A 16,082-nucleotide genomic window follows, 5' to 3' on the forward strand; every position below is an offset into this window, starting at 1 on the left:
TTGAACCGAACGCCGCGAAGTCGCAACAGAGTGCTGCGGCCGATCGTGTCCGGTGAACGTCACCGTGCGGGGCAATTTCGATCAAAACTATAATGGAATCATTATTTTATTGGGCGGCGGAAGCTTTGGCCTCCCAACAAGAATGATTAGCACAGCGGGCCGGCAGCCGACGGCGTTGTAAGGGCAGAATGAAATGAAGTTGAAGGCGGCGCTCGGATATCTCGCGCTCGTGATGACAGTCAGCCAGACGGCGACGCCCGCACGCGCCACCGACATTCAGTGGTGGCACGCGATGTCCGGAGAACTCGGGCGGCACGTTGAAAAGCTGGCCGCGGATTTCAACGCCACGCAGACGGGCTATCGCATCGTTCCGGTCTACAAGGGCAACTATACCGAGACCGTCACGGCGGCGATCTTTGCCTTCCGGTCCCGGAGCCAGCCGGCCATCGTCCAGGTCAACGAAATCGCGACGGCCACCATGATGGCCGCCAAAGGCGCAACCTATCCCGTCTATGAGCTGATGCGCGATCAGGCGGAGGCGTTCAATCCGTCAGCCTATCTGCCAGCCATTACGGGCTACTACACCGACATGGCCGGCAACATGCTGTCCTTCCCGTTCAATGCGTCGACGCCGATCCTTTACTACAACAAGGATCTGTTCCGTGCCGCCGGGCTCAATCCGGACGAGCCGCCGCGGACATGGCCGGAACTCGGCGCCGCTGCCAAGCGATTGCGGACGGCAGGCGCGGTTTGCGGCTTCACCACGGCTTGGCCATCATGGATCAATGTCGAGAACTTCTCGGCATTCCACAACATTCCGGTGGCGACCAAGTCCAATGGCCTTGGCGGGTTGGATGCGGTGCTCACCTTCAACAATCCGCTGATGGTGAGGCATATTACGCAACTTGCCGAATGGCAGAAGACCAAGGTCTTCGACTATAGCGGCCGTGCGACAGCGGCTGAGCCACGCTTTCAGAAGAGCGAATGCGGGATTTTTCTGGGCTCGTCAGGCACCCGCGCCGACATTCTCGCCAATGCGAAATTCGAGGTCGGCTATGGCATGATGCCGTACTGGCCGGATGTCACGGCCGCGCCGCAGAATTCGATCATCGGCGGCGCAACGCTCTGGGTGCTGCGGGATCGACCGCGCGAAGAATATAAGGGCATCGCGAAGTTCTTTGCGTTTCTTTCGCAGCCCGAAGTGCAGGCGACCTGGCATCAGAAGACGGGTTACCTGCCGATCACGCGCGCCGCTTATGAACTCACGCGCCAGCAGGGTTTTTACGACCGCAACCCGGGCACCGTGAAATCCATCGAACAGATCACCCTCAAAGCGCCGACGGAGAATTCGAAGGGATTGCGCCTCGGCTCGTTCACGCTGATCCGTGACGCCATCGAGGATGAGCTGGAGCAAGCCTTCAGTGGCAAGAAGCCTGCGCAGGAGGCACTCGACGCTGCAGCAGAGCGCGGCAACAAATTGCTGCGCCAGTTCGAGCGCGCCAATCCGGTGCAGTGATATCTGCCCGGTCGCGGCGCATATGATCTTCGTTAGTCGCTAACGTAGATCATATCTCAATGGAACGTTGAACGCCTCCGTACCGCCGGTCTTCTCCGGCGGAAATGCCGGGAATGGCTGCGCGCGACGAACCATGGCGAGCGTTTCGGCATCGAGCGCTTGATTTCCCGACGATCCCAGGAGGCGGGACGACAGCACGCGACCGCTGCGATCGAGTGTAAAGGCGATCCTGACGACTGCCGTGCCTGACTGACCGGTGCGTGCACTCTGGGGAAATTGCTTGAAGCGTTGCAAGTGTGATTGAACGAGCTGATTGTAAGACGCAGACGCTGCCCTCGAGGCACCGGCCGCTGCAGCCGATGCTGCAGGCGCAACGCGTTCTGCGCGCGGTGCTGCGGTCGTCTGCGGTGTAGCCGGCGTATCGTTGGGCTTCTTCTTGACCTCGGCGCGTATCGGCTTCGGCTTGGGCTTTTCCGGCACCGGCTTTGGCGGATCGGGAATGATCTTGGCGGGCTCGGGCGGGGGAGGCGTCGGCTCGGTCTTCTGCTCGGGCGGCGCTTCGACGACCGGCTTCTCCATCAGCGGCGTCGGCGGAATCTGTTCTTCCACCTGCTTCTGCTGAACCGGTTCGGGCGGCGGCTCGGACGGCGCTTCCGCTTGCTGCATCTCGGGGCCGGGCGCGATATCCAGCGGCTGCGTTTCGGGCGCAGCGGTGGCCGGCGCCATATCGATCATGATGGTCGGCATCGTAACGCCCGGCGGGTTCGGCTGATGGTACCACCAGATGCCTGCGGCGATCAGGCCGGCATGGATCGCGACGATAGCGATCGCCGACCCGGTCCAGCGAAGACCGACGCTGTCGGTCGGCGCATGTAGCGCAAAGACGTTCATGGCGCAGAGGTTCGTCCGTCGAGGCCGACCAGCGCGATCTTGAGATAGCCTGCATTACGCAGCAGGTTCATCACTTCCATCAGATCGCCATAGCTCACGACCTTGTCCGCGCGCAGGAAGATGCGCTCGTCCTTGTTGTTCTTGGTCGCAGCATCCAGCGTGCCACTCAGCGTATCGCGTGGGATGATGTCTTCGCCGACGGCGATCGTCAGGTCCGGCTTGACGGTGACGAAGACCGGCTTGTCGGGGCGCGGCTGTGGTTCTACGGCGCTTGCCGGCAGATCGACACCGAGATCGACCGTTGCAAGCGGCGCCGCCACCATGAAGATGATCAGCAGAACCAGCATCACGTCGATGAAAGGCGTCACATTGATTTCGTGGTTGACCTCGAGGTCGTCACCGCCGCCTGAGCGTCCACCTAATCTTGCAGCCATGATCTATTCCGCCGCCCGCGAGATCGGCATTCCGCGACGGCCGTGATCGCGGCTCATCAGCAGCATGACCTGTGCGGAGGCATCGCCGAGTAGCGCACGGTAAGTCGTGATGTTGCGAACGAGCTGGTTATAGATCACCACGGCCGGAATGGCTGCGACAAGACCGAGTGCTGTCGCGAGCAAGGCTTCTGCGATGCCCGGCGCGACGACGGCGAGGTTGGTGGTCTTGGTTTCCGAAATGCCGATGAAGGCGTTCATGATGCCCCAGACGGTTCCAAACAGGCCGACAAAGGGTGCAGTCGCACCAATCGTTGCGACGACGCCGATGCCGCGGGAAATCCGGCGCGACATCGCCTGTTCGACGCGCTCAAGTCGAAGCGCAATGCGCTCCTTGAAGCCGTCATCGAACAGTCCATGGGAGAGGGCAGTCTCGCGCACCGCCGAATGAATGAGCTGGGCCACGGGATCGCGGGCGTTGGCGCTATCGCGCTCGACCTGGGCTAGCGTCGTGTCGCTTTCCAGTATATCGAGCCGCCGTTTGGCGGACCGCGTTTCGCGGTTGAGTTCGATGGTCTTTGCGAGCCAGACCGTCCAGGTCACCAGCGAGGCGATGGCAAGCCCGATCATCACGGCCTTCACCACGATGTCGGCGTTCATGAACATGCCCCATGGGGACAGATTATGCGGCAGCAACGCGTCCGTGGTCGCAGCTACGGCAAACTGCGGAAGCGCCGCCGTTCCGCTAACCGCCACCAATACGGTTGCAATGGGAGACCAGGATCTTGTCATAGGGCTGCATTCCGTCGGTCGAAGTTTGCAATGGGAGATGATGGCGAAGAATACCTTCGCATGTGAACGATGTCGCCCTCTGGAGGCCGAGTTGAGGCCCAAACTGGAGCGATTCCAAGGTCATTGGGCTCAAAATCTCATACTCGTGAAGAGCCGCACGCCGCGTCCGGGCTGCAACACCTCCGCCTTCTTGAAGGAGATGTGGTTGCGGACCTGCTCGTCGAGCAGATTGTCGCCGGTCACGCCGAAGGTGATGTCGCGCAGGCCGCCGTCGACCTTCGCGAATGTGTGGGTATAGCTCACCTCAGCCTTCAGCAAGTTGTAGCCGGCCGTCGAAGTTTCATTGAGCGCAATGTCATTCTGCGTGAATGCATGCAGGACGCCCAGGCGCGCATACCATTCGGCGCCGCGCCACCAGATGCCGCCGCCCACGCGCATCGGTGCGATGCGCGGAACATTGCTGCCATCGGCGAAGGTCGCGCGAACCACGTCGAACTGGGTGTCGATTCCGAGCATGCCGTCGCTGAGCGGCGTCACGTCGAGTTGTGCCATCAGCTCGGCGCCGCGGAAGTTCGCATCTCGTTGACCGTAGGCCACTTGCAGCAGTGGGCCGGTCGCGCCGCAGCTTGCGAAAGTATCGGTGCAGAAGTTGCCGGTCACCTGCTTGAAGATGAAATCAAGATAGCGCGTGTAGTAGAGGCTGGCCTCGAAGCGAAGCTGGCCGCTGCTGCGTTTCAGGCCGACTTCGACCGACTCTGCGGTTTCGATTTTCAGATCCGGATTGCCGATGACGAAAGTGCCGGATGCGCCGTCAGAGCCGCGCGAATAAAGCTCGGGCGCGGCAGGCGCGCGCTGTGCACGCTGTACGCTCAGATTGGCAACCATATCCCAGGGCAGTGATTTCAGCAGTCCGAAGCTGAAGCTCTTCGGGGTGAAATCGCGCGTCGCTGCGGTCTCGGAAAATGTGTCGGGTGGTGGCAGGAAATTGCTGGGGAAGATTGGCGCCATGCCGGATACTGACAGGCTCTCGATACGGCCTGCGGCCTGGAATTTGAGTGTGTCCGAGAGCTGCAATTGCTCGAACACGAAGCCTGCGACGGTGTCTGTGTTGGTCGGTGCGAGCAAGCCGCCGAGCAGGCCCGCGGTGCCGAGCTTGCGGTTGCTGGCCTGTACGCCCCAGCTTCCGGTCAATGCGCCGAGCGGTGTTGCGACCGCGGCGTGGTCCAGTTCGAAACGGCCTTCGATTTCCTTGTTGGTGATGGTGTTCTGCAGGCCATCGACACCATTGCTGCCGATGCCGAGCTCGCCATGCTTGTAGTCGCTGACGCCGAACGTATAGCGGATCGCGGCGATGCCGTCGCTGGGCGCGCGCCATTCGCCCTTGCTGGTCACCTTGGTCTGCTCGAGATCGATGCGAGTCCGCGACGCGGATTCAGCGATACCTGGGATATGATACAGGCTGGTGATGTGTTGGATCGCGGTGCCGATATAACCGCCGTCGAAGATGTAAGAGCCGCCGACCGACTGGCCTTCCGAGCGTAGCCTCGTATTGGCCTGCACGCCGCCGCCGGGAATTCTGTAATCGCCGGCGCTGCGGCCGAAGGCATCGACGTGAATGGCGACATTGTTGCCTGACGCATCGATGCTGGCCGCGCCGTCGATGCTGCTATCCACCGAGGAGCCGCCACCCTTGATGCGCGCGCTGAAATTGTCCGGCACGAGATTTTCCGGAATGCGATTGTTGCTGGCATTGACGACGCCGCCGATGGCCTGATTGCCATAGCGCAGCGTTGCGGGACCGCGGATCACCTCGATCTTGTCGGCGGAGAGCGGATCGACCGGGACCTGATGATCCTGGCTGAAATCCGAGGCGTCTTGGCTGCCGATGCCGTTCTCCTGAATGCGGACACGATAGTCGTCGAGACCGCGGATATTCGGCCTGCTCGCGCCCGGCGCGAAGGTCGATGCCGCAACGCCCGGCTGGGTTGCCAGCAAGTCGGCGATGGAGGCCGAGGTGGTGCGCTGGAGGGCATCACCGGTCAGCAGGGTGGTGGACTGGAAGGCGTCTGCTTCCTTCTGCCGCTCGGCACTGACCACGATTTCCGACAGCGTTTGCCCCTCCTGGGCCTTCGCCTCTCCAATCCAGATTGATGAGAGGCACGCTGCTCCCGTGATCGACGCCCACAACCTCAAACTCACGCCATTCCCCAAGGTTACTGATCTGATGCGAATGCTAATGCGAACTATTCGCAATAAGGAGACGTAAGCCGTTTATGTCAAGCCGGAATCGGGCGAGTAATGACCGGGCAAGCACGCGGAGTGGTCTAAATTTTATGCATATCAATATCTTTGTATGCAACGTGACTGAGTCTCTGGCGATGCTGACCGTCGGAGGCGTCGCGGAAATGCAAGGTTTATCAGATGCCTAGGCGCGCATTAGGTGTTCGTTAAGCTCTGGCACGAAGTTTGCGATGTCTGTTCCCAAGCCGATCCACTCGCGCCCTTGGGGAGAGCCAGAATGAAGCGTCGTGATTTTCTGAAAACCGCCACAGGCGCCGCGGCCGGCGCCATGGTCTCCGGCCCGGCGATCTTTTCGTCCGCCAAGGCAGACGCCCGATCCGAAACCCTGCTGATCGTCTCCGAAAGCGGCCCCAACAACCTCGATATCCATGGCGTGGGCACCAATGTGCCCGGCTATGAAGTGTCCTGGAATTGCTACGACCGCCTGATCGGCCACGAGATGAAGGCCGGCCCCGGCGGCGTGCCCTATTACGACCGCGACAAGTTCAAGCCCGAACTCGCCGAGGACATGACCATCAGCGACATGTCGGCGACCTTCAAGCTGCGCAAGAACGCGAAGTTTCACGACGGCACGCCGGTGACGGCGAAGGACGTCAAGTGGTCGCTGGATCGTTCGGTCAGCGTCGGCGGTTTTCCGACCTTCCAGATGAGCGCCGGATCGCTGAAGAAGCCCGAGCAGTTCGTCATTGTCGACGATCACACCGTGCGCGTCGATTTCGCCACCAAGGATCGCCTGACGATTCCGGATCTCGCGGTCATCGTGCCCTGCGTGATCAATTCCGAGCTGGTGAAGAAGAACGCCACCGAGAAGGATCCGTGGGGGCTCGAATACACCAAGATGCAGACGGCAGGTGGCGGAGCCTACAAGGTGACCAAGTGGACGGCAGGCACCGAAGTCATCCTCGAGCGCAATGATGATTGGGTCTCCGGCCCGATGCCGAAGATCAAGCGCGTGATCTGGCGCATGGTGCCGCAGGCCGGCAACCGGCGCGCGCTGCTCGAGCGCGGCGATGCCGATATGTCCTATGAACTGCCCTACAAGGATTTCCAGGAGATCAAGGCCAACGGCAAGATGAATGTCGTGTCGCTGCCGTTCTCCAACGGCATCCAGTATATCGGTATGAACGTCACCAAGCCGCCCTTCGACAATCCGAAGGTGCGCCAAGCCGTGGCCTATGCGCTGCCCTACCAGAAGATCGTCGATGCCGTGCTGTTCGGTCTCGCCAATCCGATGTACGGCGCATCAGCCGACAAGCCGACCGAAGTCGCATGGCCGCAGCCGCATAAATACAATACCGACATGGCCAAGGCGAAGGCACTGCTGGCCGAGGCCGGCTATCCCAACGGCTTCGAGACCACGATCTCATTCGATCTTGGCTTTGCCGTCGTCAACGAGCCGCTCTGTGTGCTGGTGCAGGAAAGCCTCGGCCAGATCGGCATCAAGACGACCATCAACAAGATCCCCGGCGCCAATTGGCGCACCGAGCTGAACAAGAAGGAGATGCCGCTCTACACCAACGTGTTCTCCGGCTGGCTCGATTACCCCGAATACTTCTTCTACTGGTGCTATCACGGCGACAATTCGGTGTTTAACACCATGAGCTACAAGTCGCCCGAGATGGACAAGTTCATCAACGGCGCGCGCACCGCCGCTGCAACCGGCGATAAGGCGGCTTACGATGCCGACGTGAAGGGCTTCGTCGATCTCGCTTTCACTGACGTGCCGCGAATCCCGCTGTATCAGCCCTATGTCAACGTGGCGATGCAGAAGAACATCTCCGGCTACCAGTACTGGTTCCACCGTCGACTCGACTATCGCGCGCTCGTGAAGGCGTGATGTGATGGGTGCGAGGAAGCTCGCCTGGTTCGATGACGGGGCGGTTCTATCGTCCCCTCCCCCCTTGCGGGGGAGGGTGGCGCGAAGCGCCGGGAGAGGGGGGAGCCACGAACTCTGGCGCTTGGTGCTCCCCCTCTCCCCAACCCTCCCCCGCAAGGGGGGAGGGGGCGCCTTGAGTTTGTTTGCAACTACGTCGATGAACACGAGGCATGCACCATGCTCAGCCTGATCGGCAAACGACTGATGTTCGCGATCCCCTCCCTGATCGGGGTCGTGATCGTCACATTCCTGCTGACGCGCGCGCTGCCCGGCGATCCCGCCGCCTATTTCGCGGGGCCGTCGGCGGACAAGCAGGCCATTGAGGAGATCCGCAAGAAGCTCGGTCTCGACAAACCGCTGATCGAGCAATTCTTCCGCTATACGGCGGATCTGGCCAAAGGCGATTTCGGCAACTCGCTGACGACCGGCCAACCGGTGGCGACTGAAATTCGCAATCGCCTGCCGGCCTCGGCCGAGTTGACGCTGCTGGGTCTGCTGGTCTCGGTCATGATCGCCATTCCGCTCGGCATTCTCGCCGCCACCCGGCCGGGCTCGTGGATCGATCATCTCTGCCGGGTGACGACGACGGCCGGCGTATCGCTGCCGGTGTTCTTCACCGGCCTGGTACTGGTCTATGTCTTCTATTTCAGGCTGGGCTGGTCGCCGGCTCCGCTCGGACGACTGGATGTGTTCGCATCGACGCCGCCCAACGTGACCGGCTTCTATCTGATCGACAGTCTCATCGCCCGTGACTGGGAAGCTTTCAGGTCTGCCTTCAACCAACTGATCCTGCCGACAGCGACGCTGGCGATCTTCTCGCTGGCGCCGATCGCGCGCATGACGCGCGCGTCGATGCTGGCGATCCTGTCATCGGACTTCGTGCGAACGGCCCGCGCCAGCGGACTGTCGCCACGCGCTGTGATCGTCACTTACGCCTTTCGTAACGCCATGCTGCCGGTCATCACCACRCTGTCGATGACGTTCTCGTTCCTGCTCGGTGCGAACGTCTTGGTCGAGAAGGTTTTCGCCTGGCCGGGCATCGGCTCTTACGCGGTCGAAGCACTAATCTCGTCGGATTTCGCACCGGTGCAGGGCTTCGTGCTGACAATGGCCGTCATGTATGTGCTGATCAATCTGATCATCGACATTCTCTACGGCGTGATCGATCCGCGCGTGCGGCTGGAAGGGTGAGGTGTAAACCATGAACGCTGTCACGCCTGTCGATTCCGAAGCCGTTCCCGCGCCGAAACCTGAGCCCGCAAAGCGTACGTCCGGCTTTGCCGCGACGCTGTCGCACACCCGCTACATCCTGGGCGAGAACCGCGTCACGGGTTTTGCTTTCGGCCTGCTGGTGCTGATCGTGTTTGCAGCGCTGTTCGGTCCCTATATCGTGCCTTACGATCCGCTCGCCAGCGACACGGCGCAGGCGCTGAAGGCGCCGTCCGCGGCGCACTGGTTCGGCACCGACCAGCTCGGCCGCGACATTTTCAGCCGCGTCATTGTCGCGACACGGCTCGACTTCTTCATAGCGATTGCCTCGGTCATCCTGGTGTTCGCCATGGGCGGCCTCGCCGGCATAGCCTCGGGCTATTTCGGCGGCTGGACCGATCGCATCGTCGGCCGTATCGCCGATACGATCATGGCATTTCCGCTGTTCGTGCTGGCCATGGGTATTGTCGCAGCACTCGGTAACACCGTGCAGAACATCATCATTGCCACGGCGATCGTGAATTTCCCGCTCTATGCGCGCGTCGCGCGCGCCGAGGCGAACGTCCGCCGCGAAGCGGGCTTCGTGCAGGCGGCGCGGCTGTCGGGCAATAGCGAGATGCGCATCCTGCTGGTGCATATCCTGCCCAACATCATGCCGATCATGATCGTCCAGATGTCGCTGACCATGGGTTACGCGATTCTCAATGCCGCGGGCCTGTCCTTCATCGGTCTTGGTGTCCGTCCGCCAACCGCGGAATGGGGCATCATGGTCGCCGAAGGCGCGTCCTTCATGGTGTCGGGCGAATGGTGGATCGCACTGTTTCCCGGTCTCGCGCTGATGGTCGCGGTGTTCTGCTTCAACCTGCTCGGCGACGGTCTGCGCGACATCGTCGATCCGCAGCGACGCACCTGAGGGCCCGGACATGACCGCTCAACCGCTTCTCGACGTCAGCGATCTCACCGTCGAATTCGCCACGCGGCGCGGCATCGTCAAGGCGGTGCAGCACGTCAATATCTCCGTCGCCAAGGGCGAAACTCTGGGCATCGTCGGCGAGTCCGGCTCGGGCAAGTCGGTCACGTCCTATGCGGTGATGCGCATTCTCGATCGCGCTGGAAAGATCGCCGAAGGATCGGTGATGTTCTCTGGTGTCGACATCAAGGGCGCAACCGAGAACCAGATGCGCGACCTGCGCGGCCGCGAAATCTCGATGATCTTCCAGAACCCGCGGGCGGCGCTGAATCCGATCCGCAAGGTCGGTGACCAGATCGAGGATGTGCTGCGCCAGCATGCGCAGGCCGGCAGCGCAGACCGTGCGGAGAAAGCCATCGAGGCGCTGGAGCAGGTCAAGATCGCACGTCCGCGCGAGCGCTATCACGCCTATCCGTTCGAACTCTCGGGCGGCATGTGCCAGCGCGTCGTGATCGCATTGGCGCTGGCCTGTAATCCGCAGCTCCTGATCGCTGACGAGCCGACTACCGGTCTCGACGTCACCACGCAGAAGGCGGTGATGGATCTCGTCGTCGAGCTTACCAAGAGTCGCGGCATGTCGACCATCCTGATCACCCATGATCTCGGCCTTGCCGCTGCCTATTGCGACCGTGTCGTGGTTATGGAAAAGGGCAGGGTGGTCGAGACGGCACTGTCGGCCGATATCTTCGCCAATCCGAAACACGCTTATACGAAGAAGTTGATGCAAGCGACGCCCCGGCTTGGCGTCTCGCTGCGCGATCTGCTGCCGGCCGAAGAACGCGCGGCGATGCCAGTGCAGCAGCCGATTGCTGACAGTGTCAGCGCCGATACTGCCGCAAAGCCGCTGCTGGTGGTCGAAAATCTGGTCAAGGAATATGCTCGCCAGGGCGCAACCGCCTCTCTGGCAAAACTGTTCTCGCGCAAGCCGCCGACCGAGCCGGACAAGTTTCGTGCTGTCGATGGCATCAGCTTTACGGTCGGCCATGGCGAGAGCGTCGGTCTTGTCGGCGAATCCGGTTGCGGCAAGTCGACGACGTCGATGATGGTGATGCGACTGATCGACAAGACCTCGGGGCGTATCTCGTTCGATGGCGACGAGATCGGCGAGATGGCGCCGAATTCCTTTGCGCGGTTGCCGCTGCGCAAGAGCATCCAGATGGTGTTTCAGGATCCCACGGACAGCCTGAATCCTCGTTTCACGGCGGCGCGGGCCATCGCCGATCCGATCATGCAGCTCGGCGATATCAAGGGCTCCGATGCATTGCGTGCAAAATGCGAAGACCTCGCGCGACAGGTTGGGTTGCCGCTCGAGTTGCTCGATCGCTTTCCGCACCAGATGTCCGGCGGCCAGAAGGCGCGTGTCGGCATTGCCCGCGCCATCGCGCTGCAGCCGAAGCTGATCATCCTGGATGAGCCGACGGCGGCGCTCGACGTGTCGGTGCAGGCGGTGGTGCTGAACCTGCTGCAGGATCTCAAGCAGTCGATGGGGATGAGCTATTTGTTCGTATCGCACGATTTGAATGTGGTGCGTTTGTTGTGCGATCGTGTCATCGTGATGCGCACGGGGCGGATCGTCGAGCAGGGCCTGACCGAGGCCGTGCTGGACGCGCCGCAGGACAACTACACGAAGGAGCTGCTGTCGGCGATCCCGCATCCGCCGCTGCCGGTTCATTGAGACAGATCGAGAGAGGGACCGTGGCCGAACCGCTTGATGACTATATCGACGCCGTCGCCGGGGCGTTGGCGCTGCCGATCGAGGATGCGTGGAAGCCATCCGTCCGTGCCAATCTAGCAGTGACGCTGAAAATGGCCAAAATGGTCGACGAATTTGCGCTGCCAGATGAAACCGAGCCGGCGAGCATCTATGCAGCTTGATCCGGTCATCACCCCCGAAGGCGACTGGCGCCCGGCTTCCGAAATCGCCCAGGCGGTTGCCGCGAAGAAGATCTCGGCGCTCGCTGTCACCGAAGCTGCGCTCGCGCGGATCGCGCAGCACAATCCGGTCCTGAACGCATTCACCGATGTCACCGCCGATCGCGCGCGCGCCACGGCCAAGGCGCTGGATGCCGCTATTGCTGCGGGTCAAAGCGTAGGGCCGCTCGCAGGCGTGCCATTCGCCGTGAAGAACCTGTTCGATGTCACCGGCCTGCCGACCCGCGCCGGCTCCAAAATCAACCGCGATCGTCCAGCTTCGACCCGCGATGCGACACTGGTTGAGCGCATGGAGGCGGCCGGCGCCGTATTGGTCGGCGCGCTCAATATGGGCGAATACGCCTATGATTTTACGGGCGAGAATATTCATGACGGCCCGTCGCGGAATCCGCATGACGTGACCCGGATGACCGGCGGCTCATCGGGCGGTTCCGGGGGCGCAGTCGGCGGCACTCTCGTGCCGCTTGCCTTGGGGTCGGACACCAACGGATCGATCCGCGTGCCGTCGTCGTTTTGCGGTATCTTCGGCCTGAAGCCGACTTACGGCCGGCTGTCGCGGGCGCGCTCGTTTCCGTTTGTCGCGAGCTTCGATCATCTCGGCCCGTTCGCACGATCGGTCGAGGACCTCGCGCTGTCCTACGATGCCATGCAGGGACCCGATGCCGAGGATGCGGCGTGTTCAACCCGCGCCATCGAGTCGGTGACGGCGCTGCTCGGACAGGATATCGGCTCTCTCCGCATCGCTGCGGCCGGCGGATACTTCCGCAAGAACCTGTTTCCGGAGGCCCAGGAGGCGGTTGCGCGTGTCACGAAGGCGCTCGGCGTCACACGCGACATCGAGCTGCCCGAGGTCGCCCGCGCGCGTTCGGCGGCCTACGTCATCTCGACCGTTGAAGGCGCCTCGCTGCATCTGGACCGTCTGCGGACACGGCCCAATGACTTCGACCCGGCGGTGCGAGACCGGTTGCTGGCCGGCGCCATGGTGCCGGCGCCGCTGGTTGATCGCGCGCAGAAATTCCGTCGCTGGTACCGCGCGAAGGTGCTCGAACTGTTTGGGGATGTCGATGTGATCATCGCGCCGGCAACGCCTTGCATCGCGCCGAAACTGGGTCAGGCGACTTTCGTGCTCGACGGCATCGAGCTGCCGGTGCGGGCCAATATCGGCATCCACACCCAGCCGATTTCGTTCATCGGTCTGCCCGTGGTCGCCGTCCCCGTGCCGCTCGATCCGATGCCGATCGGTGTGCAGATCATTGCGGCGCCGTGGCGGGAAGACATCGCGCTGCGCGTCGCTTATGCTTTGGAGCGGGCCGGCGTCGTTGCCGCGCCCCGCGCAAAAGGGTTCTGACATGGACATTGATCTGCCGGACGTCATCGCCGAAGTGGGCGCCGCTTTCGCACGCTATGAGAAGGCGTTGACGACCAACGACACGGCGGTGCTCGGCGAGTTGTTTCGCAACGATCCGCGGACGCTCCGTTACGGCATGGGCGAAAACCTCTACGGTTATGACGAGATCCAAGCCTTTCGCGGTGCACGCTCGCCGGTCGGATTGATGCGCCGCACTGCGCGCACGGTGATTTCCGCCTATGGCCGCGACACTGCGGTCGCCTCGACGCTATTTTATCGCGACACGGCTCCGGGTAAGGTCGGTCGACAGATGCAGACGTGGATCCGCTTTCCGGAAGGCTGGCGAATCGTGGCGGCGTCTGTCAGCCTGATCGACGAACCGCAGGGCGCCAAGGGATGAGTTTCGACGACATGCTGATCCAGCCGGGGAAGCCGCGCCGCAAGGCGGGCATCGCCGGGCCGGTCAGCCGGGTTGACCGTGCCGGGACTATCACCGGCAAGATGACGCGCGCCGAAGAACTCCGCCTGCAACTGGCCGACGAGATCGTGCGCGGCGTGCTGGCGCCGGGCACACCGCTCGACGAAACCGATCTGGCACAACGTTTCAATGTTTCGCGCACGCCCGTTCGTGAAGCGTTGCGCCAGCTCACGGCCAGCGGCCTTGTCGACTCGCGCGCGCATCGTGGCGCCGTGGTGGCGCAGCCGTCGATCGATCGCCTCACCGGGATGTTCGAGGCGATGGCGGAGCTCGAAGCGATATGTGCCGGCTTCGCCGCAGAACGGATGCCGGCCGTGCAACGTCACGGGTTGGAGGCCATTCACGAAGAGCTGCGGGTGCTGAGCTATGACGGCAATCCGGATCGTTTCCACGAAGTGAACGAGCGTTTTCACAACGCGATCTATGCGGGTTCGCAGAACGAATATATCGCCGAGATCACGCTGGCGACCCGGGTGCGGGTGCAGCCGTTCCGGCGCGCGCAGTTCCGCAATCTCGGCCGTCTTGCCAAGTCGCAGGCTGAGCATGACCGCGTCGTCGTCGCCATCATGCGCGGCGATCGCAACGGCGCCGCCGCGGCGATGCGCGCCCATATCGAACTGGTGCGCGGCGAATACGAGCATTACGCCGTTTCGCTCTAGGTCCCAATTCCCCGCATAAAATGGGAACCAACGCGTTCTTCGTGGATTGGTCCACGTAGAATGTGACCCTTTGGCGCTGAATCACCCGTCACCGCAAGGTTTCGGGCTTTTCGCGTTGATGTCGATTTCCGCTTGTCCATGGGGGTAGCGAGCAAATGCTCAGGAGCAAGGCGGCATGGCTTATCTGAGCAGCGCGGATATCGCGGCTTCCCCGATGCCGGGCCAGACGCCAGCTTCTGACTCGGATCGTATCATCGAAACTGACATTCCTGCGCGCCTGGATGCGCTGCGCTGGAGCGGCTTTCACACACGGGTTGTCCTGGCGCTCGGTATTACATGGATTCTCGATGGCCTTGAGGTGACCCTGGCGGGGGCGCTGTCCGGCGCGCTGAAGGAAGATCCGGCGCTGCGGTTCTCGAATCTCGATGTCGGCTTCGCCAACAGCGCCTATCTTGCAGGCGCTGTGATCGGCGCGCTGGGCTTCGGTTGGCTGACGGACCGCATCGGCCGGAAGAAGCTGTTCTTCATTACGCTTGCGCTTTATCTCACCGCGACTGCCGCGACGGCGATGTCATGGAATCTTGCCAGCTATGCCGTGTTTCGATTCCTGACGGGCGCCGGCATTGGCGGGGAATATACCGCGATCAATTCAACGATTCAGGAGCTCGTCCCGGCGCGTTATCGCGGCTGGACCGATTTGGTGATCAACGGCAGCTTCTGGTTAGGCGCTGCAATGGGCGCCGTTTGCGCCATTGTCCTGCTGGACCCCGCAGTGATTTCGCAAGCCTATGGCTGGCGGCTGGCCTATTTCACCGGTGCTATTCTGGGTCTCATCGTGCTGTTCATGCGGATGTGGATTCCGGAAAGCCCGCGCTGGCTGATGATCCATGGTCAGCCGCAGCGCGCCGAAGAGATCGTGGCTGAGATCGAAATCTCCGCGCATCAGAAGGCCAAGCCGTCGGTTCTGGCCGCGCTGCCGAAGATCAGGCTGACGATGCGCGATCATACGCCGCTGAAGGAGGTCGCGCAGACACTGTTCGTGCTGTATCGGCAGCGGTCGCTGGTCGGACTCGTGCTGATGGCGTCGCAGGCGTTTTTCTACAACGCGATCTTCTTCACCTATGCGCTGGTACTGACGGATTTCTTCGGTATCCCGTCCAACCATGTCGGCTGGTATATCCTGCCGTTTGCCGCAGGCAATTTTCTTGGACCGCTGCTGCTCGGCCGGCTGTTCGATACGCTCGGGCGTCGCGTCATGATTGCGGTGACCTACGGCATGTCGGGCATCTTGCTTGCGATCTCCGGCTATCTGTTCTCGATCGATGTGTTGAGTGCACAGACCCAGACCATCGCCTGGATGATCATCTTCTTCTTTGCGTCGCCGGCGGCGAGTGCGGCCTATCTCACCGTCAGTGAGACGTTCCCGATCGAGGTGCGCGCATTGGCGATCGCTGTCTTCTACGCGATCGGCACCGGGATCGGCGGCGTTGCCGGCCCGGCGCTGTTTGGCGTGCTGATCGATACCGGGTCGCGCAATAGCGTGTTTGCCGGCTACCTGTTTGGCGCTGTTCTGATGATCGTGGCTGCGATTGTCGGCTGGCGCTATGCCGTCGCGGCGGAACGCCAGCCGCTTGAATCAGTTGCACGGCCGCTGGCCGTGGTGGAGTAACTTGATGAAC

At 62.0% G+C, this 16,082-nt stretch carries 14 protein-coding genes; 10 read left to right on the forward strand and 4 right to left on the reverse strand.

Features of this window, described 5'->3' with window-relative positions; all coding sequences use genetic code 11:
- Positions 1-193 precede the first annotated feature (193 nt).
- On the forward strand, positions 194-1,516 hold the full coding sequence (gene ugpB / locus AC1DUY_RS10085; RefSeq protein WP_478113924.1) for a sn-glycerol-3-phosphate ABC transporter substrate-binding protein UgpB: 1,323 nt from the start codon (positions 194-196) through the stop codon (positions 1,514-1,516).
- 39 nt (positions 1,517-1,555) lie between these two features.
- On the opposite strand, the gene AC1DUY_RS10090 is transcribed toward ugpB, so the two are convergent.
- The 4 genes from AC1DUY_RS10090 to AC1DUY_RS10105 form a co-directional block, all read right to left on the reverse strand.
- Positions 1,556-2,407, reverse strand: coding sequence for an energy transducer TonB family protein (locus tag AC1DUY_RS10090; RefSeq protein WP_089263502.1), 852 nt, complete (start codon positions 2,405-2,407; stop codon positions 1,556-1,558).
- Positions 2,404-2,841: a TonB system transport protein ExbD gene (gene exbD / locus AC1DUY_RS10095; RefSeq protein WP_089263503.1), complete on the reverse strand. Its 438-nt coding sequence runs from the start codon at positions 2,839-2,841 to the stop codon at positions 2,404-2,406. Before exbD ends, AC1DUY_RS10090 begins: the two co-directional genes overlap by 4 nt.
- A gap of 3 nt (positions 2,842-2,844) precedes the next feature.
- Entirely contained in the window at positions 2,845-3,630 is a 786-nt protein-coding gene (exbB, locus tag AC1DUY_RS10100; RefSeq protein ID WP_478113927.1) for a tonB-system energizer ExbB, read from the reverse strand.
- A 129-nt stretch (positions 3,631-3,759) separates the two neighbouring features.
- Positions 3,760-5,829, reverse strand: a complete 2,070-nt coding sequence (locus AC1DUY_RS10105) for a TonB-dependent receptor (protein ID WP_478113929.1) — start codon at positions 5,827-5,829, stop codon at positions 3,760-3,762.
- Positions 5,830-6,148: 319 nt separating this feature from the next.
- Here AC1DUY_RS10105 and AC1DUY_RS10110 point away from each other — a divergent pair, with 319 nt between their 5' ends.
- The 9 genes from AC1DUY_RS10110 (at position 6,149) to AC1DUY_RS10150 (ending at position 16,072) form a co-directional block, all read left to right on the forward strand.
- Positions 6,149-7,768, forward strand: coding sequence for an ABC transporter substrate-binding protein (locus AC1DUY_RS10110; RefSeq protein WP_478113931.1), 1,620 nt, complete (start codon positions 6,149-6,151; stop codon positions 7,766-7,768).
- A 216-nt stretch (positions 7,769-7,984) separates the two neighbouring features.
- Positions 7,985-8,998 carry an ABC transporter permease gene (locus AC1DUY_RS10115; protein WP_309942071.1) on the forward strand — a complete coding sequence of 338 codons (1,014 nt, stop codon included), beginning with the start codon at positions 7,985-7,987 and terminating at the stop codon, positions 8,996-8,998.
- 10 nt (positions 8,999-9,008) lie between these two features.
- On the forward strand, positions 9,009-9,929 hold the full coding sequence (locus tag AC1DUY_RS10120; protein WP_478113934.1) for an ABC transporter permease: 921 nt from the start codon (positions 9,009-9,011) through the stop codon (positions 9,927-9,929).
- Positions 9,930-9,939: 10 nt separating this feature from the next.
- Complete coding sequence (locus AC1DUY_RS10125) at positions 9,940-11,661, forward strand: dipeptide ABC transporter ATP-binding protein (protein WP_478113935.1); 1,722 nt, start codon at positions 9,940-9,942, stop codon at positions 11,659-11,661.
- Positions 11,662-11,681: 20 nt separating this feature from the next.
- Positions 11,682-11,861 carry a DUF4089 domain-containing protein gene (locus tag AC1DUY_RS10130; RefSeq protein ID WP_231078813.1) on the forward strand — a complete coding sequence of 60 codons (180 nt, stop codon included), beginning with the start codon at positions 11,682-11,684 and terminating at the stop codon, positions 11,859-11,861.
- Complete coding sequence (locus AC1DUY_RS10135) at positions 11,851-13,266, forward strand: AtzE family amidohydrolase (protein WP_478113937.1); 1,416 nt, start codon at positions 11,851-11,853, stop codon at positions 13,264-13,266. Before AC1DUY_RS10130 ends, AC1DUY_RS10135 begins: the two co-directional genes overlap by 11 nt.
- Position 13,267: 1 nt before the next feature.
- Positions 13,268-13,666: an oxalurate catabolism protein HpxZ gene (hpxZ, locus tag AC1DUY_RS10140; RefSeq protein ID WP_089263511.1), complete on the forward strand. Its 399-nt coding sequence runs from the start codon at positions 13,268-13,270 to the stop codon at positions 13,664-13,666.
- Between the two features lie 11 nt (positions 13,667-13,677).
- Complete coding sequence (locus tag AC1DUY_RS10145) at positions 13,678-14,403, forward strand: GntR family transcriptional regulator (protein ID WP_478114058.1); 726 nt, start codon at positions 13,678-13,680, stop codon at positions 14,401-14,403.
- A 214-nt stretch (positions 14,404-14,617) separates the two neighbouring features.
- Entirely contained in the window at positions 14,618-16,072 is a 1,455-nt protein-coding gene (locus tag AC1DUY_RS10150) for an MFS transporter (protein WP_231081268.1), read from the forward strand.
- The last annotated feature ends 10 nt before the right edge of the window (positions 16,073-16,082 follow it).

Source organism: Tardiphaga sp. P4_G1 (genome assembly GCF_056401215.1).